The organism is Streptomyces sp. NPDC001717, assembly GCF_042892775.1.
Classification (GTDB): Bacteria; Actinomycetota; Actinomycetes; order Streptomycetales; family Streptomycetaceae; genus Streptomyces.
Map to the genome: position 1 here is coordinate 63,523 of NZ_JBIAUK010000034.1, position 15,863 is coordinate 79,385.

Consider the following 15,863-nt stretch of genomic DNA (forward strand, 5'->3'; position numbering starts at 1 on the left):
GACGTCGTGCGGCACGCCGGTCCGGTGGGCGCCGGCTACTGGTAGAGCTCGGCGAAGCCCCGCAGGATGTCCGCTCCGTCGCTGCGGAATTCCAGGTGTGCCTGCGCGCCGAAGATGCGTCCGTCGTCGGAGCGGATGAACTCGACGGGGGCGTGTTCGGAGCGTCCGATGGAGCGGAAGCCGGCGGGCGCTCCCTGGAGGTACAGGGTGTGGCGGTGGAAGACCGTCACGGTCGGCTTGACGTGGGAGAAGATCGGCTCCTCCTTGTCGACCTGCACCTCGTACCCGCCGACGCGCTGGGGGCCGTCGGCCAGTTCGCCGCCGTTGGCCACGGCGATGATCTGCATGCCGCCGCAGATCCCGAAGACCGGGACCTTCGCGCCCATCACGAGATCGATGAGGGGGCGGTAGTAGTCGCTGTCGTAGGCGCGCACCTTGGTTCCGCTGAGCACGACCGCCTGGTACTTCGGGTCCAGGCTGCCGGGCACGGAGGCGGCGTCGACGACGTCGGTCTCGGAACCGAGGTCCTCGAAGCGCCTCCGCAGCTGTGGCAGGGACAGTGTTCCGTTGTTGACGACGAGGACCCGGGAGGTCGTCACGAGGCCTGCTCCTCTCGCTGCGTGCGCGTGATGACGGTGCCGGTGTCCTCGGCGAGCATGTGCGAGACGGGCGCGCTGCCGATGATGACCTTCTCGACGCCCCGGTCCAGGGCCTCGCCGGCGGCCCGCAGCTTCTTGCGCATGCCGCCGGTGGCCCCGCGGTCACGGAACTCGGCGGCCGCCTCGGCGCTGATCTGGCGGACCGGCTCGCCGTCGATCAGGAGGTGCGGTACGTCGGTGACGAGCGTCAGGCAGGTGGCCGAGGAGGCGCCCGCGATGGCGGCCGCGGCCCGGTCGGCGTCGGTGTTGACCTCCTGGCCGGCGGTGTTGCGGGCCAGCGGGGTGACCAGGTAGCAGTGGCCGGGCTTCAGGTTGGCGAGCCGGTCGGGGTCCACCTGGGTGATGGGGCCGACGAGGTTGTCCAGCTCGACGAGCTGCTTGTCCTTCCACCACCAGCGCTCGCCCTCGCCGGCGTGGACGAGGCCGTCGCTGCCGAGGAGGCGTTCGGTGGTGATGCCCCGCTCGCCGAGGCGGGCGATGACGTCCTTGCCGAGGGCGTCGCTGACGGCCTTGATGTCGTCGATCACCTCCGGCGTGGTCCACCGGCTCTGGTTGCCGTAGCGGTCGCGCAGGATCGCGGACGGCTCGGTGTAGCGGGGGTTGAGCTCCTTGAGCGGCTTGGACCAGCCGTGCACCAGGATCAGCGGGTTGTTGCGGCCGTGCTCGGCGAGGTCGTCCCACCAGGCGTCGGACATGTCGTCCAGGCAGCTCCCGCCGAGCTTGACGACGGTGGGGGTGGGGGTGGTCTCGGTGGGCGGCGTCGTGACCGTGGTCGTCATGCGGGCATCACCGGCTGCATCGTCAGCCCCGTCTCCTCGGGCAGCTGGAAGCGCAGGTTGAGTGCCTGGATGCCCTGTCCGGCAGCGCCCTTGACCATGTTGTCCAGTGCCGCGAGGACGACGATGCGCTCGCCGTCGGGGTCGTGGAGCACCGTGACGTCGCAGTAGTTGGACCCCAGGACCGCCTGCGGGTCGGGGACCGGGATCAGCGTCTCGGTGTTGCGGCGGACCCGGACGAACTGCTTGCCCTTGTAGAAGCGCAGGTAGGCGCGCTGCAGTTCGCGGGCGTCGACCTTGTCGTCGGTGAAGACGTACGAGCTGGCGAGCAGCCCGCGTACGTGGCTGACGCCGTACGCCGACATCGTCAGCGAGCCGATCTTCCCGGGCTTGCCGCGCTCCAGGAAGTCGCCGACCTCCGCCGCGTGCCGGTGGCCGAGCGGGGAGTACGGGGCGATGGCGCCGGCGCGCAGCGGATGCAGGTCCGCGGTGCGCAGCTGGATGCCGCCGCCGCTGGAGCCGCTCTTGCCGTCGACGACCACGGTCTTGAGGTCCAGGCCGAGGCCGAGGGTGAGCGGCGCCAGGCCCAGGGTGATGGCCGTGGCGTAGCAGCCGGGCAGCGAGATCAGCGGGGCGCCGACCAGCTGGTCTCCGATGAGTTCCGGGACGCCGTAGACGAAGCGGTCGGCCAGTTCGGTCTGCCGTTCGACCTTCGGGTACCACTTCTCGTGGAGCTCGGGGGTGCGGATGCGGAAGGCTCCGCTGAGGTCGATCACGCACGGCACCTGGTCGGCCAGTCGCGCGGCGAGTTCGGCCGAGGCGGGGGCGGGTGTCGCGAGGAACACCACGTCGCAGCGGCCGGTGAGGTCGGTGACGGCCTCGATGGTCAGACCCAGGTCCAGTCGCAGTCCCGGGTGCAGCTCGGCCGGGCGCCGGCCGACGTTCGAGGATCCGCCGAGGAAGGTCAGTTCCAGCTCGGGGTGCTGGGTGACCAGGCGGATCAGCTCGCCTCCGGCGAAGCCCGAGGCACCGATGATGCCCACTCGGATCATGCGAGGATCTCCTGCACGTAGCGGCGGATGGCCGTGGCGACGTCCACGCCGGTCGCCGATTGGATCGCCCGGAACGCCGGGGCGTGGTTGACCTCGTTGACGACGTATCCGTCGGCCGTCTTGAAGAGGTCGATGCCGTAGATGCCCTCGCCGAGCTCGTTCACGACGCTGTCGACGATCTTCTGGACCTCGGGGTCGTGGTCCATGGCCTGGTGGCGGTTGCCGAGGGCGGCGTTGCTGCGCCAGTCCGTGCCGCCGCTGGTGAACTCGGCGGCGGCGATCAGCTCGCGACCGACGACGAAGCAGCGGACCGAGCTGCCGCCGGCGAGGAACGGCTCCGCCAGGCTCGCCTGCTCGAAGCCGTGGCCGAGGTCCTCGATGTAGTCGTAGACGGAGTGGGCGCTGTCGGCGTCGCGGATGAGCGTGACGCGCTTGCCCATGCCGCCGAAGATGGGCTTGAGCACCAGTGGGAGCGGCAGCTCCTGGAGCGTCCTCTCGAAGTCCTTGCGGGAGAGGACGAGGCGGTGATCCGCCACCGGTACTCCGGCCCTGCGCAGCAGGGTGCGCAGGGTCAGCTTGTTCTCGCAGGCCTGGATCGCGAAGGCCGAGTTGAGGGTCTTGACGCCCGAGGCTTCCGCCGCGGTGGCCAGCAGGCCGCCCCGCGTGTAGCTCCGGCTGCGGATGAGGACGACGTCGTAGCCGCTGAGCGACGGGGCGTCCGGGTGGCCGAGGGTCAGCGATTCGTCGTTGGCCCACTCGACCTGCAGGCCGGCGTCCGGTGCGGACTGGATCAACTGGCGTTCCTCCCAGCTGATCCGGTCCGCGACGATGGCGATTTTGCCGCGCATGGAGGCTCCTATCCGAATTCGCGGCTTACTGGCCCCAGTCACGGAGGGTGACTTCGACCATCGCCAGGGAGAGCGTGCCGTCGGCCTGCACGTCCTCGACGCGGAGGGTGAGCATGCACTCGGGGCAGACGAGGGTCTCGCCCTTGCCCATCGGCGGGGTGGTGAGGTCGGTCTCGCACTCGGGGCAGACGGCGGTGATGGTTGCGGTGGACATGGTGTTCTCCGATGCGTTTCGGTGGGACGGTCGGGCGGTGGGACGGTCGGACCGTCGGACTCAGCGGGACTGGAAGTCGACGGCGGCCTTGCGGATGGCGTCGCGGTCGAGCAGCGGCCGGCCGCTGCCGAGCTGACGCTCCGTGAGCCAGGCGGTGAAGGCGTCGATGTCGAGGCCGGTGCCTTCCTCGGCCAGCGCCCAGCCGACGAGGGGGGCGGTCAGGCGCGAGCGGACGCGCAGCTCGCGGGTGTTGCCGACGAGCTCGGCGGGGAGGGTCTCGTACGCCTCCGGGGTGGTGAGCTGGCCCGGCAGTTCGTAGGCGAAGGCGTTGGCCGTGGTGGGGCCGGACTGGAACGCGTGGCCCAGGCCCGCGCCTTCGAGCGCCACGTTGGACAGCTCGGTGAGGTGGGTCAGGTCGAAGCGGGTGTCCCCGTGGATGACGCGGAGCGAGGTCAGCAGCTCGGCCAGGGGTGCGTTGCCGCCGCGCTCGCCGATGCCGCCCACGGTGGTCGAGATCCAGTCCGCTCCGGCGCGGTGGGCGGCCAGTGAGTTGGCGACCGCCATGCCCAGCATGTTGTGGGAGTGGATCTCGATCTCGGAGCCGTCGATCGCGGTCAGGTCCGCGATCTTCTCCTCCATCTGCCAGGGCGAGAGGTACGCGACGGTCTCGGCGAGCCGGAACCGGTCGGCCCCGGCCCGGAAGCCGGCCTCGACGTAGGGGACGAGCCGCTCCCTGGGGGTGCGGGCCCCGTCCTCGCCGCTGAAGGTGACGTGGAAGCCGCGCTCCTTGGCCGCCTCGATGGCCGCCCTGGCGACGTTGATCAGGTACTTGGTGCTCGGCGAGGCCAGCTTGAGCCTGGCGTGCTCCTCGGACGTCGGGATCGAGAACATCACCGAGCGGACTCCGAGGCGCAGCGCCTCGTCGAGCGCCTTCTCGACCTGCTGCCGGTCCCGCACCACGACCAGGGTCAGGCTGCGTTCGGGGCCGACGGCCTCGTGCGTGGCCAGGACGAGATCGGCGTCCTTCGAGGAGGGGCCGGACACCATCCCCACCTCGACGAGTTCCACGCCCGTCTTCACCAGCAGGTCCGCGATGACCGCGGCGTGCTGCGGGCCGAATTCCACACCGGCCATGTGAGCGGAGTCCCGCAGGGTGGCATCGGATATGTGAGGCAGCCTCTGCGGGGGGCTGTCGCCGTTCTCTGATACTGCCATTGCTTTTACTCCTTCTCCGTGACCGTGGAATGCGGCGGGCGGTGAGATCAGCTTCCGCGTTCGACCGTCTGGGCGTCAATGATTCCCGGGTCAGGCCTTCGTCGACTTTTGTCAGGGAGTGTGAGGCGGAGAAAGGTCTGCAAGGCGCCCGTAAAGCACCGTCAACTGCGGGGCGCTTTCCTTTTCTTTTCGATTAGCGTGGGATTTCCACTTCCATGTCCGGTCCAACAGACGGGTGACATCAGCGTGAACGTTCACACCACACCGCGGCTCGGGGTCGTCGTACCTCCGGAGAACCCCACGGCCGAGCCCGAGTTCAACCGGCTCGTCGGCTCCCGGATGAACGTCTACACGGCGCGGTTCCCGACGACGCCCGGCGCGGCGCTCCTGGAGATGTTGGAGACGTACAACGAGGTGCTGCCCGACACGCTGGCGCAGTTCGGGGCCATGCGGCTGGACGCCGCCGTGGTCGCGTGCAGCGCCTCGCACTACCTGCTCTCGCCCGACGGGGACCGCAGGTTCTGTGACGAGCTGGGTGAGCGCGCGGGCTTCCCCGTGCAGTCGTCGACCCAGGCCATCCTGAGCGCGTGCGAGGCGCTGGGGGTGACGCGCCTGACGCTGGTCTCACCGTACGAGCCGTGGCTGACGGACACCTCGACGCGGTTCTGGCAGGAGGCCGGGCTCACGGTCGACCGGGCGATACCGGTCCCGGCCGGCGACCACTTCAACCCGTACGACGTGACCACCGAGGCCGTGCTCGACGCGGTGCGGGGGGCGGAGCCGCCCGAGGACGCGGCGCTGCTGTTCACCGGCACGGGGATGACGACGCTGCCCGCCCTGGAAGAGCTCGCCCGCGATTCGGACCGGGTGCTGCTGACCTCGAACCTGGCGAGTGCCTGGTGGGCGCTGCGGGCCGCCGGCCTGGACCCGGCGGCAGCGGACGGCCACCCGCTCCTGGGCCGGCTCGCCGGCGCGCGGGCCGGGGTCTGAGGGGGCGGCGGGCCCGGGAAGAACGCGTGAGGAGCAGGTGGCCGTGGTCGCCACCTGCTCCTTTCCGCATTCTCACGCGGGTCGTGCGGGGGATGTCGGTCGCACGGGGCATGCCGGACGCGCCGGGCATGCCGGACGCGCCGGGCATGCCGGACGCGCGGGTCACGCCGCTTCGGCGCGCTGCCTCCCCTGGCCGATCTTGTAGCCGACTCCCCGGACGGTGACGATCCATTTGCTGCACCCGAGCTTGGCCCGCAGGCTGCTGACGTGGGTGTCGATGGTGCGGCTGGACTCCGACCAGTCGCACTCCCAGACCTTGGCCATGAGCTCCTTGCGGGACACGACCCGCTCGGGCGTGGAGGCCAGGGTGTAGAGGAGCTCGAACTCCTTCGAGGTGACCTCCACCGGAAGGCCGTCCAGGCGGACCTCGCGCGCCCTGCCGTCTATGTGCAGCCGGCGCAGCGAAATGGATTCCGGGGCGGCGAGCGGCCGCGGGTGGGCGCGCCGCAGGACGGCCTGGATACGGGCCATTATCTCCCGGGGTCCGGTCGATTTGACGACGCAGTCGTCCGAGCCGGCCTGGAGGGCGAGGACCCGGTCCAATTCCTCGTCCCGGCTGGTGAAGGTGATGATCGGGGTGTCGCCGGCGGCTCTTATGGCCCGGCACACCTCCAGGCCGTCGATATCCGGGAGTTCAAGGTCGAGCAGGACGAGATCGGCCCGCTGGTGCATTCTCAGGGCATCCGTTCCGGTGGTCACGCCTTTCGCGTCGTAGCCCTGTCTCCGTAAATTGCGCACCGTTGATCCCGCCGATGCGGAATCCTCTACCACGAGTACATTCACCATATGCTCGTCGACTTCCTCGGATTGGCCGTGAAACAAGGTCTTCTGATTCCGGTGGTTGCGGCACGGAACTAGGCACTCAGCAGCAGCGCCCCGCGCGACTCCTCCGCCGGCCGTACGACGCGGTCGTAGGTGTAGGCGGCGGAGACCAGGGTCATGTGGTGGTGCCACCCCGGGAAGGAACGCCCCTCGAAGTCAAGGAGCCCGTAGTCCCGTTCGAGCGAGTCCACCGCGAGGGGGGCTCCGGACTGCAAGCGGGCCAGGGCCGCGACCTCTTCCACGTGCCGTCCCACCATGTTGGTGATCCACACCCGCGCCGGGCGGGAGCCTTCCGGGCGTCCCTCGGTGAACAGCCGGTGGGTACGGGTCGAGCCCGGGAGGCGGACCAGCCCCGACCTGACGCCGATCCGCCGCGCCCTGTGCTCGGGCACGAACGGGTTCGCGGTCTGCGGATGCGGGGTGCTGCGGCGGAGCAGGAAGGCGAGGGCGCCGAGGGGGTTGTGCCGCAGCACGGAGGCGGACCGGTTCTCCGCGGACAGCCGGGGGTCGCCGGGGAGCACCTGCAGGCCCGCGGGTACGGCCACCACGAAGTCGTGGCCCCGCCTGCCGAGTCCGCTCAGCAGCCGGCCCACGTCGGGGTGCTCGCTCATGTCGGCCACCACCGGCAGGCGGGCCGGGGAGACGAGGGTCTCCGTGGCGGCGTCCACCAGTTCGAGGGTCTGCGCCCACACCGGGCGGTAGCCCACGGAGTCGGGGATGCGGGCGCGCTCGCGCCGCTCCGCGTCGGTGTGCCACGGCTCCGGGAGCAGCAGCCGCCATTCGAGGGGCACGTCGTGGTCCCCCGTGGAGAGGAAGATGCCGAGGCCCGCCTGGCAGCTGATGGTCCGGCCGAGGGCGGGGACGAAGCGCCGGTGGACCCCGCAGGTGTACTCGCCCCGTTTGGGCAGGACGGCGGTGCCGATGGTCAGGGCCCGCGTCGTGGTGTGCGCCTCGGCCAGCCGGGTCAGCTCCCGTCGGGCCGGAACCCAGTCCCAGGGGCTGGAGTTGATGAACTGCTGCAGGGACTGGGAGGCGGTCGGCGAGGTGGAGACCGCCTCGGCCAGCCGCCGGATGGACTTCCTGCCGGGCGTGGAGAGCAGTCCCTGCAAGTAGATCTGCGCCCAGCGGCGCTGGTCGGCCCGCGGCAGGTGGGCGAACAGCGCGTCGGCGAAGGCGGAGACCGGCTCGTCGTGGCCCGGTCCCGACCTTCCAGGTGTTCGGTTTTCCGCCATGTTGCCTTCCCCTCCCTGGCGCGACTACCCGTAAGAGAATAACGAATGTTTTGTTTTTTTTGCCAGTGTGCGGACACGCCGTCTACGACTTGGCCAAGTCGCCGCGCGCCGGTTCGTGACGCCCTGTCCGCGTCGCCCGCTCCGCCCCGGCGCCCTCCCGCGCCCGCGCTACCGTCGGGAACCCGCCACTTCCGCTGCAAAAGTGGCAATCCGGGAAGGCGACCGGGTCCTCGCCGGTTGAGGCTGTGCCGGAAACCCCCCGGCGTGCGATCCGGAGATTTGCGCATGGTGAAACAGGAGCGAGCCACCCGTACGAGGGAGGCTCTGGTGCGGGCCGCCGCCTCGGCGTTCGACACCGCGGGATACGAGGCCACCACGCTGGCCAGGATCATCCAGTCGACCGGGCTCTCGATGGGAGCGCTGACCTTCCACTTCAAGTCCAAGGAAGAGCTGGCGGACGCGGTCCAGGAACGGGGCGAGGCCGCCGTCCGGGCCGCGATGGAACGGGCCGCCGCGCTCGGGGAGCCCCCACTGCGGTCCGTGGTCGGCGTGACCCTGGAGTTCGCGAAGCTGCTGGAGGCGGACGCCGCCGTCCGTGCCGCGGCCCGGCTCGTACGCGAGCGCGCGGACAACTCGAGCGCATGGACGTGTCTGTGGCAGCCCGTCCTGAAGGGGCTGCTCGACCGGGTGACGGAGAGCGAACTGCGCCCGGGTACGGACCCCAAGGCGGTCCTCGCCCTGATCGCCTACCTCGTCACCGGAGCCGAGGCGTACTCCCGCGCCCGCGCCCAGATCCCCGGCGCCCGGGGCGACAGCACCGAGCAGCAGCTCACGCGGATCTGGGGAGTGGTCCTGCCGGGGATCGCGGTCCAGGATCCGACCGCACCGGTCCAGGACCCGACCGCACCGGTCCAGGACCCGACCGCACCCTGATCCGGCGCGCCGGTCCGCCCTCTCGCGGGCGGACCGGCCTTTTCCGTACGCCGGGATCCGCACCGGAGCGCCGCTCCGGTGCGGATCCGCGACTCGTGGGTTACGCGGACGTCCCCGAGCGCCGGGCCGGGAAGCCGTGGGTGCGCGCGGCGATCACCACGGCGAGGACCGGTGCCAGGAAGACCAGCACGCTCCAGGGGAACGCGTGGGCACCGAGGAGGTCGAGGAGCACGCCGCCGACGACCCCGCCGGCGGCCATGGCTCCGTTCCACGAGGTGACGAGCATGGCCTGGGCCGCGTCGGCGGAGTCACCGCCCGCCTCGCCCGCGGCCGTCTGCAGCAGCGTCGGGGCGCCGCCCCAGCCCAGGCCCCACAGCGCCACCGCGGCGTAGACCAGGACGTGACTGTCCGACAGCAGGGCCAGGGCGGCTGCCGCCACGGCGATCAGCAGCGTGCTCGCGATCATGAGGGTGCGCAGCCGGCGGTGGATCTGGGCGCCCACGATCCAGATGCTCAGCAGCGACGCGGCGCCGAAGACCAGCAGGACCAGGTCGGTCGAGCCGCCCATGCCCAGCTCGTCGAGGAAGGTGGCGATGAAGGTGTAGAGGATGGTGTGGGCCAGGACCAGGACGAGGGTCACGAACAGCACCGGGGTCACGCCGGGCACGCGCAGGGCCCGCAGCATCGGAGGGGCCTCGCTCTGGCGCTGTCCCGGGTAGTCCGGCACCACCGCGGCGATCCAGCCGAGCAGGGCGACGGTGAGCACGGTCATGGCCGTGAACGCGACCTGCCAGCCGGCGGCCTTGCCGAGGAAGGTCCCCGCGGGGACGCCGAGGGACAGCGCGACCGGGATGCCGGCCATGGAGATCGCGATGGCCCGGCCCTGGAGGTGCTCCGGCGCCATCCGGCGGGCGTACCCGGCGAGCAGCGCCCAGGCCAGGCCCGCGGCGACTCCGGCGACGAAACGGGCCGCCATCGTCAGGGAGTAGGAGGTGGAGAAGGCGGTGACGGTGTTGGCGACGGCGAACCCCGCCATCGCGGTCAGCAGCAGCCGCTTGCGGCGCCAGGCCGCGGTGGCCGCCGTCAGGGGTATCGCCGTGAGGGCGGTGCCGATCGCGTAGATGGTCACCGTCTGGCCGGTGGCGGACTCACTGACGCCGAGGTCGGCGCTCATCGCGGGCAGCAGGCCCGCCGGCAGCGTCTCCGTGAGGCAGGTGATGAAGACCGCCGTGGCCAGGGCGAGCAGCGCGAGTAACGGCAGCTTCTGCTCGGGCGCCTCGGGCCGTGCGGGGGCGGGCGATTGTGTCGTCATGGTGTATCAGCTCAAACCTTCGCGATAAGGGGGTTCGTCGGCTGTCGGCCCCCCGGGGGTGCGCGCACGGGACGTGCGTACCTGTGGCTGAACCGGGACGCCGCCCGGGGCCTTCCCCCCGCCGGCCCGGTACCCCAGGTGCCCGTCCAGGAGGGTCCGCAGTCGCCTGCGCCCGCGGTGCAGGCGGGAGTTGACGGTGCCGTTCGGGATGCCGACGAGGGCGGCGATCTCCTCGTACGGCAGGCCCTCGACGTCGGCGAGGTAGACGACGGTCCGGAAGTCGCCCGGGATCGCCCGCAGTGCCTCGCTGATCACCGGGTCGGGGATCCGGTCCATGACCTGGGACTCCGCCGACGGGAGCCCCCCGGAGGTGTGGGAGGCGGCGCTGGCGAGCTGCCAGTCCTCGATGTCCGCGGCGTGCGCGAACCGCGGTTCCACCTGCTGTTTGCGGTAGTCCGTGAGGAAGGCGTTGGTGAGGATCCGCAGCAGCCAGGCCCGCAGGTTGGTGCCGGGACGGAACTGGTGGAAGCTGCGGTACGCCCTCGTGTACGTCTCCTGGACCAGGTCCTCCGCGTCCGCGGGGTTGCGGGTCAGCCGCACGGCGTGCGCGTACAGCAGTGTTCTGTAGCCGACGGCGTCCCGCTCGAAGCGAGTCGAGCGTTGCTCGTCCGTCTCAGTGGCGAGGACCGTGGTCGTGTCCGTCATGGGTGTTCTTGCGCTCCTGTACGCCCGCCGCAGCACGGGTGCACGGTCGGATCGGGTCGACATGGGAGCGAGATTACATATAGAGCGCTCGGTTTTCTTTTTCTCGTGGAAGATCCGCCACGGTCTTGGCAACTCGGGGCCGGCGGCGGCCGTACGAAGGCGTCCGCACGTCCGCCGCGGGGCCCGGGAGGTCAGATGGCGGTGCAGCCCCCGTCGACCGGGACCGCGCCGCCGGTGACGAAGGAGGCCCGGTCGCTGCACAGCCACGCGGCGGCCTGCGCGATCTCCTCGGGCTCCCCCATCCGGCGCTGGATGCCCCGGGAGCCGGCGGACTTCTCCGCGTCCGGCCTGCCCCGCAGCGCCTCCTCCATCAGTTCGGTGCGGACGGTGCCGACCACCAGGGCGTTCACGCGGATGCCGCGGCCGCCGTATTCGGCGGCGGCGGACCGGGTCAGGCCGAGGACGGCGTGCTTGGCCGCGACGTACGGGGCCAGCGCGCCCGTCGCGAACAGCCCCGCCGTACTGGAGGTGTTGACGATGGAGCCGCCGTTGCCGAGCTCCAGCATCACGGGGATCTGCTCGCGCAGGCAGTTCCAGACCCCGCGCACGTTGACGTCCATGATCCGGTCGTAGAGCGCGTCGTCGGTCTCGTGGAGGTCCGTCCCGCGGGCGCCCCAGCCCGCGTTGTTGAAGGCCCCGTCCAGCGCGCCGAAGGCCTCGACCGTCGCGGTCACCGCCCGCCGGACGTCGGCCGGCGAGGTCACGTCCCCGGCGACGGTGACGGCCCGCCCGCCCGCCGCCGCTATCTCCTCGGCCACGTGGCGCAGGCGGTCCTCCCGGCGCGCCATCAGGGAGACCGCCGCGCCCTCGGCACTGAAGAGACGTGCGGCCGCGGCTCCGATCCCGCTGGAGGCGCCGGTGATCATGATCGTCTTGTTCCGGAGCATCGACTGCCCCTGCCGTGCGGAGTCCCCAGGACGCATGGTGTGCTGTACCTCGATCGGTCGATTGGTCGGTCGTTCGGTCGAACAGGCTTGGCGTGCGCGGCAGTTGGCGGCAGCGTGCGGCCGGCCCCGGGAGGGTCATGTCAGCCGAAGTGCGGCCCGTGGTCTGCCGCCCAGGCGGCGAAGGCAGCCGGAGGCCGTCCGGTGACGGCCTCCACGTCGCCTTCGCCGTGCTCCGACGCGCCGGTGGAGCGCCGCTCGGCCACTTCGAGCAGGGCTCGGGCGATCGGCTCCGGAAGGCGTTCGCGCCATCGGGCGAGGGCCTGGTCCGCGGTCAGTTCCTCGAAGGCGATCGGGCGCCGCAGCACCCGGGACAGCTCCCGTACCTGCTCCCGCACGCTGATGGGTGCGGGGCCGGTGAGGGCGTACGTACGCCCCGCGTGGCCGGGGCGGGTCAGCGCCTCGACCGCCACGGCGGCGACGTCCCGGGGGTCCACGCAGGCCGACCGGGCGGCGCCGCCGAGCGCCCTGACCACGCCTTCGCCCCGGATCGACGGGGCCCAGGCCAGGGCGTTGGACATCGGGGTGCGCATGCGCAGGACGGTCCACTCCAGCCCCGATGCCCGCAGGAGCGCTTCGGCGTCCCGGTTCCAGCGGGCGATCAGGCCGTCCGCGGCCGGGTCGGCGACGCCGAGCCAGGAGAGCTTGACCGCGCGCCGTACGCCGCCGGCCCGCGCGGCGGCCAGGACGTTCTCGTCGTCGGCGGGGCGCAGCGGGTTCGCCGTCACCACGAAGACGGCGTCGGCACCCCGCAGGGCCCGGTCCAGACCGGGCCGGTCCTGGTGGTCGCCCTGGACGAGCTCTCCGGGCAGCCCCATCCGGCGGGCCTTGGCGACGTCCCGGACGAAGAGGCGTACGTCGGCGTCGGCGGGGAGCAGCCGGGCCACGTGCCGGCCCACGGCGCCGGTCGCGCCGGTCACGACGATCCGCGGCGCCGCGGTCGTTCCCGGCATCAGGCCGCGACCCTCCCCCTGGAGGGCCCGAACTCGATGCGCGCCACGGCGCTCGGCGTGGCGATCGCGGGGAGCAGGCAGCGCCACATCTCCTCGACGCGGTCCGGCAGGTCCGCGCGCCCGGTCTCCATCTGGGCGTGCATCTGGGCGCCGGTGCACGCGTTGACGACCAGCCGCGACAGGGCGCCCACGTCGACCCCGGCGCGCAGCTCGCGGCGCTGCACGGCGTCGGCGAAGACGTCCGCCAGCAGTTCGGCCCATTGGGTGTGCGAGTTCTCCTCGGAGGAGACGAACAGTTCCTGGTCGGTCACCAGGCGCGCGCCCGCGAGCAGCAGCGGGTTGTCGAGCATCTGGTACGCCCAGGTGAGGGTGATGTCGATGCCGTGCTGCAGCCCCTGCGCCTCGACCGGCGGGGACACCAAGCCGGGTTGGGAGCGGACGATCTCGCGGGCGAGCGCTTCCTTGTTCTTGAAGTGGAAGTACATGGCGCCGAGGGTCAGCCCGGCCCGCTCGGTGATCTTCGCGACGCTCGCGCCGGCGAACCCCGACTCGGCGAACACCTCGGCCGCCGCGCGTACGAGGGCCGCGCGCGTACGCAGCGCCCGCTCCTGCTTCACATCTCGCCTACCGGTCAGTTCGGGCATCCGCGTCTCCTCCGGACCTCGACAAAAAAAAGAATACTCTCTATTTTACTGCGCAGGGTACCTCGGGTCGCAGACCTGCGCCCGGCGTGGTCAACACCGCTGTTCCCAGGGGGGGAAAATCGATGACTACTGCTGCTCACCGGATCTCGGAAGCAGACCGCACCATGCCTCGTGACACCGGCCTCAAGCGTCTCGTACGCAAGGAGGATCCGTCGGAAGTCCTCGTCAAGGATTGGCGTGAAGTGAGCGCCTCCGAGCACGTCGTCACGGTGAACTGGCCCGCCGAGCACGCCTTCTACCGCCCCGAGCCCGGCTCCTACACCTCTTTGCTGTTCACCGAGAGCCTCCGTCAGGGCCTCGCGCTGCTGTCGCACACCGCGTTCGGGATACCGCTGGACCACCGGCTGGGGTGGGAGCGCTTCAGATCGCCCGTGACACCGGCGGCGCTCCGGACCACCGGAGAAGATGCCTTACTTGACATGCGCATTACACACAGCGAGATCACTCGTCGTCGGATGGGGACGACCTTCCTGACCGCGCGGGTGGAGGCCACGCGCGACGGCCGGCACGCGGGTTCCGCCGAGGTCCGCTACGTCGCCCACCCCGGCCCCATCTACGACCGGCTGCGCGGCACCTACGCCGACGCCAAGGCCGCCTTCGCACGGGCACTGCCGCCGGGCCCGGCCGTCTCCCCGGAACTGGTCGGCCGCACCCGCGCACAGGACGTCACCCTGTCCGCCACCGACCGGCCCGGGCACTGGCAGCTGCGGGTGGACACCTCGAACACCGTGCTGTTCGACCACCCGCACGACCACATCCCCGGCATGGTGCTGCTGGAGGCCTTCGCCCAGGCCGCCCAGGCGGTGGCCGCACCGCGCCGCATCAGCCCCATGAACTTCGACACGACCTTCCACCGGTACGTCGAACTGGACCAGCCCTGTTGGATCACGGCCGAGCCCGTCACCCGGTACGACGCACGGCTCAGCGCGGTCCAGAACGGCGAGGTGGTCGCCTCCGGCATCGTCACCTCGGCGCCGCACATGGGGCACTGACCCGGGTGGAGAATGGCCCGCATGCGCGCTCCCATCGGGCCTTTCGAGCAGGTCCGCCCCGCCCCCGAATGCCTCGACGAACTCACCCGGCCGGTGGCCGACGCGATCCGTTCCTGGAGCGGCGGCGTCCCCGCGGAACAGATCGTCTACGTGGACAGCGACCCGGCCATCGCCGACACGGCCGCGTTCGTCGAGCACTACGGGCAGGATCTCCTCGGCCGGTCGGCGAACTGCGTGGTCGTCGCCGCGAAACGGGGCGGCGAAACCACGCTCGCCGCCTGCCTGGTCCCCTCGGGGGCCCGCGCCGACGTCAACGGCGCGGTGCGCAGGCGGCTCGGCGCGCGCAAGGTGTCCTTCGCGCCGATGGACACGGCCGTGGAGCTCACCGGCATGGAATACGGCGGCATCACCCCGATCGGCCTGCCGGCCGACTGGCCGCTGCTGGTGGACCGGGCCGTCGTCGACATGCCGTACGTACTGATCGGCAGCGGCAGCCGACGCGGCAAGCTCATCGCCCCGGGCAGGCTCTTCGCCGAGCTCCCCGGGGCGGAAGTACTGGAGGGCCTCACCTTCGGCGGCTGAGGGCGACGCCCGCTGCCTCGTCGCTCGTCTGCGGGACCGGGGACGGGCGGGACACTGGATAATCGGGTTCATGGTCACGCCCCCCTCGGACAGCGCGGCACCTTCGGCGGCCTAGGTGCTCCACGCCCGGTACTCAGGCAGGCTGCCCGCCTCACTGGAGAAGCTCGCAGGTCCCCGGCACGGGGTGGTCGAGCTGCCCCTGCACGTCGCCTGGTCCGGACTGCGCGCCTACGACCTGGACCGGCCGCGCCTGCGCATGGGTCTGTACCGCACCGTCCTGGCCGAGGGGCAGCACGAGGACCTCGTGTCCTTGCCGAACCGTGAGCTCCCACTGGCCCAGTGGCCCGTGCTGCGCACCCTGGTCAGCAGGCACCTGCGGGAGGTCTGGGAAGACGCGTTCCCCGAGCTCGCACCGACGGGATCCGCCGCCGCGTGAGACTAGGCGACCTGCACCGGCGGCTGCTCGCCGCCGTGCGGCGGGTACGCCGTCCAGGCGCACGGCCTCGTCGAGCGCCTGCGCCAGGACCTCGACGTCGCCACCGACCGGCTCGCCGGGGCGGACTGGGCGGACGACGACGAGTTCGCCGCCTACGGTCTCACCGAGGAGGAGACGGCCGCGCTGCGCACCTGGGCCCGGCGCTGGGCCGACGACCTCGACCGGCGCCTGCACCGCCGGGACGATCACGACGCTTGAGGCGGTCCGCGGCCCCGTTCTTCAGTTGCTGCGGGCGGTGATGTCGCCGTAGCCGGTGGTGGCGTGGATGGTGAGTTCGGCGCCGGGGCCCTCGGTGTTGAGGAGGGAGTTGTGGA

The 15,863-nt window shown here is 71.4% G+C and carries 18 protein-coding genes; 5 read left to right on the forward strand and 13 right to left on the reverse strand.

The features are described from left to right. Window positions 1–35 precede the first annotated feature (35 nt). The 6 genes from ACFYZL_RS34500 to ACFYZL_RS34525 are packed head-to-tail and all read right to left on the reverse strand — an operon-like array spanning window position 36 to window position 4,764. Window positions 36–599, reverse strand: a complete 564-nt coding sequence (locus ACFYZL_RS34500; RefSeq protein WP_388684482.1) for a type 1 glutamine amidotransferase — start codon at window positions 597–599, stop codon at window positions 36–38. Next, on the reverse strand, window positions 596–1,438 hold the full coding sequence (locus tag ACFYZL_RS34505; protein WP_388684484.1) for an acetylglutamate kinase: 843 nt from the start codon (window positions 1,436–1,438) through the stop codon (window positions 596–598). The genes ACFYZL_RS34500 and ACFYZL_RS34505 overlap by 4 nt, the downstream gene beginning before the upstream one ends. Then, window positions 1,435–2,487 (reverse strand): N-acetyl-gamma-glutamyl-phosphate reductase, encoded by a 1,053-nt coding sequence (gene argC / locus ACFYZL_RS34510; protein ID WP_384744495.1) that lies wholly within the window; start codon window positions 2,485–2,487, stop codon window positions 1,435–1,437. The genes ACFYZL_RS34505 and argC overlap by 4 nt, the downstream gene beginning before the upstream one ends. Next, entirely contained in the window at window positions 2,484–3,335 is an 852-nt protein-coding gene (locus tag ACFYZL_RS34515) for a RimK family alpha-L-glutamate ligase (RefSeq protein ID WP_388684486.1), read from the reverse strand. Before ACFYZL_RS34515 ends, argC begins: the two co-directional genes overlap by 4 nt. Window positions 3,336–3,360: 25 nt before the next feature. After that, the gene (locus tag ACFYZL_RS34520) at window positions 3,361–3,549 is read right to left on the reverse strand and encodes a lysine biosynthesis protein LysW (RefSeq protein WP_384744492.1); all 189 of its coding nucleotides are present in this window, start codon (window positions 3,547–3,549) and stop codon (window positions 3,361–3,363) included. 60 nt (window positions 3,550–3,609) lie between these two features. Continuing rightward, entirely contained in the window at window positions 3,610–4,764 is a 1,155-nt protein-coding gene (locus ACFYZL_RS34525) for an isopropylmalate synthase (RefSeq protein ID WP_384744490.1), read from the reverse strand. Between the two features lie 246 nt (window positions 4,765–5,010). Between ACFYZL_RS34525 and ACFYZL_RS34530 the strand changes: the two genes are divergently transcribed. After that, window positions 5,011–5,754, forward strand: coding sequence for an arylmalonate decarboxylase (locus tag ACFYZL_RS34530; protein ID WP_384744488.1), 744 nt, complete (start codon window positions 5,011–5,013; stop codon window positions 5,752–5,754). A 162-nt stretch (window positions 5,755–5,916) separates the two neighbouring features. Here the strand turns inward: ACFYZL_RS34530 and ACFYZL_RS34535 are convergent, their stop codons facing one another. Both ACFYZL_RS34535 and ACFYZL_RS34540 read right to left on the reverse strand, forming a co-directional pair. After that, complete coding sequence (locus tag ACFYZL_RS34535; RefSeq protein ID WP_384578437.1) at window positions 5,917–6,600, reverse strand: response regulator transcription factor; 684 nt, start codon at window positions 6,598–6,600, stop codon at window positions 5,917–5,919. Window positions 6,601–6,668: 68 nt separating this feature from the next. Beyond that, window positions 6,669–7,868, reverse strand: a complete 1,200-nt coding sequence (locus ACFYZL_RS34540; RefSeq protein WP_384744487.1) for an IS701 family transposase — start codon at window positions 7,866–7,868, stop codon at window positions 6,669–6,671. A 285-nt stretch (window positions 7,869–8,153) separates the two neighbouring features. On the opposite strand from ACFYZL_RS34540, the gene ACFYZL_RS34545 reads away from it, so the two are divergent. After that, window positions 8,154–8,801 (forward strand): TetR family transcriptional regulator, encoded by a 648-nt coding sequence (locus ACFYZL_RS34545; RefSeq protein ID WP_388684490.1) that lies wholly within the window; start codon window positions 8,154–8,156, stop codon window positions 8,799–8,801. Window positions 8,802–8,901: 100 nt separating this feature from the next. On the opposite strand, the gene ACFYZL_RS34550 is transcribed toward ACFYZL_RS34545, so the two are convergent. The 5 genes from ACFYZL_RS34550 to ACFYZL_RS34570 form a co-directional block, all read right to left on the reverse strand. After that, window positions 8,902–10,113, reverse strand: a complete 1,212-nt coding sequence (locus ACFYZL_RS34550; RefSeq protein ID WP_384744483.1) for an MFS transporter — start codon at window positions 10,111–10,113, stop codon at window positions 8,902–8,904. 6 nt (window positions 10,114–10,119) lie between these two features. Further along, the gene (locus ACFYZL_RS34555) at window positions 10,120–10,818 is read right to left on the reverse strand and encodes a sigma-70 family RNA polymerase sigma factor (RefSeq protein ID WP_384744481.1); all 699 of its coding nucleotides are present in this window, start codon (window positions 10,816–10,818) and stop codon (window positions 10,120–10,122) included. A gap of 191 nt (window positions 10,819–11,009) precedes the next feature. Then, the gene (locus tag ACFYZL_RS34560) at window positions 11,010–11,744 is read right to left on the reverse strand and encodes an SDR family NAD(P)-dependent oxidoreductase (RefSeq protein WP_384744568.1); all 735 of its coding nucleotides are present in this window, start codon (window positions 11,742–11,744) and stop codon (window positions 11,010–11,012) included. Between the two features lie 161 nt (window positions 11,745–11,905). After that, the gene (locus tag ACFYZL_RS34565) at window positions 11,906–12,775 is read right to left on the reverse strand and encodes an NAD(P)H-binding protein (RefSeq protein ID WP_388684494.1); all 870 of its coding nucleotides are present in this window, start codon (window positions 12,773–12,775) and stop codon (window positions 11,906–11,908) included. Further along, on the reverse strand, window positions 12,775–13,419 hold the full coding sequence (locus ACFYZL_RS34570) for a ScbR family autoregulator-binding transcription factor (protein WP_384578444.1): 645 nt from the start codon (window positions 13,417–13,419) through the stop codon (window positions 12,775–12,777). The genes ACFYZL_RS34565 and ACFYZL_RS34570 overlap by 1 nt, the downstream gene beginning before the upstream one ends. A 164-nt stretch (window positions 13,420–13,583) precedes the next feature. On the opposite strand from ACFYZL_RS34570, the gene ACFYZL_RS34575 reads away from it, so the two are divergent. From ACFYZL_RS34575 to ACFYZL_RS34585, 3 genes are all read left to right on the forward strand, one after another. After that, window positions 13,584–14,471 (forward strand): ScbA/BarX family gamma-butyrolactone biosynthesis protein, encoded by an 888-nt coding sequence (locus ACFYZL_RS34575; protein WP_388684496.1) that lies wholly within the window; start codon window positions 13,584–13,586, stop codon window positions 14,469–14,471. A gap of 21 nt (window positions 14,472–14,492) precedes the next feature. Next, complete coding sequence (locus tag ACFYZL_RS34580) at window positions 14,493–15,053, forward strand: YbaK/EbsC family protein (protein WP_388684498.1); 561 nt, start codon at window positions 14,493–14,495, stop codon at window positions 15,051–15,053. Between the two features lie 115 nt (window positions 15,054–15,168). Beyond that, window positions 15,169–15,489, forward strand: coding sequence for a hypothetical protein (locus ACFYZL_RS34585; RefSeq protein ID WP_384744475.1), 321 nt, complete (start codon window positions 15,169–15,171; stop codon window positions 15,487–15,489). Window positions 15,490–15,863 lie beyond the last annotated feature (374 nt).

What these genes read in the sequence shown, in the direction of transcription:
- ACFYZL_RS34505 (WP_388684484.1), bottom strand. Translation starts at nt 1,438, where the DNA reads ATGACGACCACGGTCACGACGCCGCCCACCGAGACCACCCCCACCCCC.
- argC (WP_384744495.1), bottom strand. Translation starts at nt 2,487, where the DNA reads ATGATCCGAGTGGGCATCATCGGTGCCTCGGGCTTCGCCGGAGGCGAG.
- ACFYZL_RS34515 (WP_388684486.1), bottom strand. Translation starts at nt 3,335, where the DNA reads ATGCGCGGCAAAATCGCCATCGTCGCGGACCGGATCAGCTGGGAGGAA.
- ACFYZL_RS34520 (WP_384744492.1), bottom strand. Translation starts at nt 3,549, where the DNA reads ATGTCCACCGCAACCATCACCGCCGTCTGCCCCGAGTGCGAGACCGAC.
- ACFYZL_RS34525 (WP_384744490.1), bottom strand. Translation starts at nt 4,764, where the DNA reads ATGGCAGTATCAGAGAACGGCGACAGCCCCCCGCAGAGGCTGCCTCAC.
- ACFYZL_RS34535 (WP_384578437.1), bottom strand. Translation starts at nt 6,600, where the DNA reads ATGGTGAATGTACTCGTGGTAGAGGATTCCGCATCGGCGGGATCAACG.
- ACFYZL_RS34540 (WP_384744487.1), bottom strand. Translation starts at nt 7,868, where the DNA reads ATGGCGGAAAACCGAACACCTGGAAGGTCGGGACCGGGCCACGACGAG.
- ACFYZL_RS34545 (WP_388684490.1), top strand. Translation starts at nt 8,154, where the DNA reads ATGGTGAAACAGGAGCGAGCCACCCGTACGAGGGAGGCTCTGGTGCGG.
- ACFYZL_RS34550 (WP_384744483.1), bottom strand. Translation starts at nt 10,113, where the DNA reads ATGACGACACAATCGCCCGCCCCCGCACGGCCCGAGGCGCCCGAGCAG.
- ACFYZL_RS34555 (WP_384744481.1), bottom strand. Translation starts at nt 10,818, where the DNA reads ATGACGGACACGACCACGGTCCTCGCCACTGAGACGGACGAGCAACGC.
- ACFYZL_RS34560 (WP_384744568.1), bottom strand. Translation starts at nt 11,744, where the DNA reads ATGATCACCGGCGCCTCCAGCGGGATCGGAGCCGCGGCCGCACGTCTC.
- ACFYZL_RS34565 (WP_388684494.1), bottom strand. Translation starts at nt 12,775, where the DNA reads ATGCCGGGAACGACCGCGGCGCCGCGGATCGTCGTGACCGGCGCGACC.
- ACFYZL_RS34570 (WP_384578444.1), bottom strand. Translation starts at nt 13,419, where the DNA reads ATGCCCGAACTGACCGGTAGGCGAGATGTGAAGCAGGAGCGGGCGCTG.
- ACFYZL_RS34575 (WP_388684496.1), top strand. Translation starts at nt 13,584, where the DNA reads ATGCCTCGTGACACCGGCCTCAAGCGTCTCGTACGCAAGGAGGATCCG.
- ACFYZL_RS34580 (WP_388684498.1), top strand. Translation starts at nt 14,493, where the DNA reads ATGCGCGCTCCCATCGGGCCTTTCGAGCAGGTCCGCCCCGCCCCCGAA.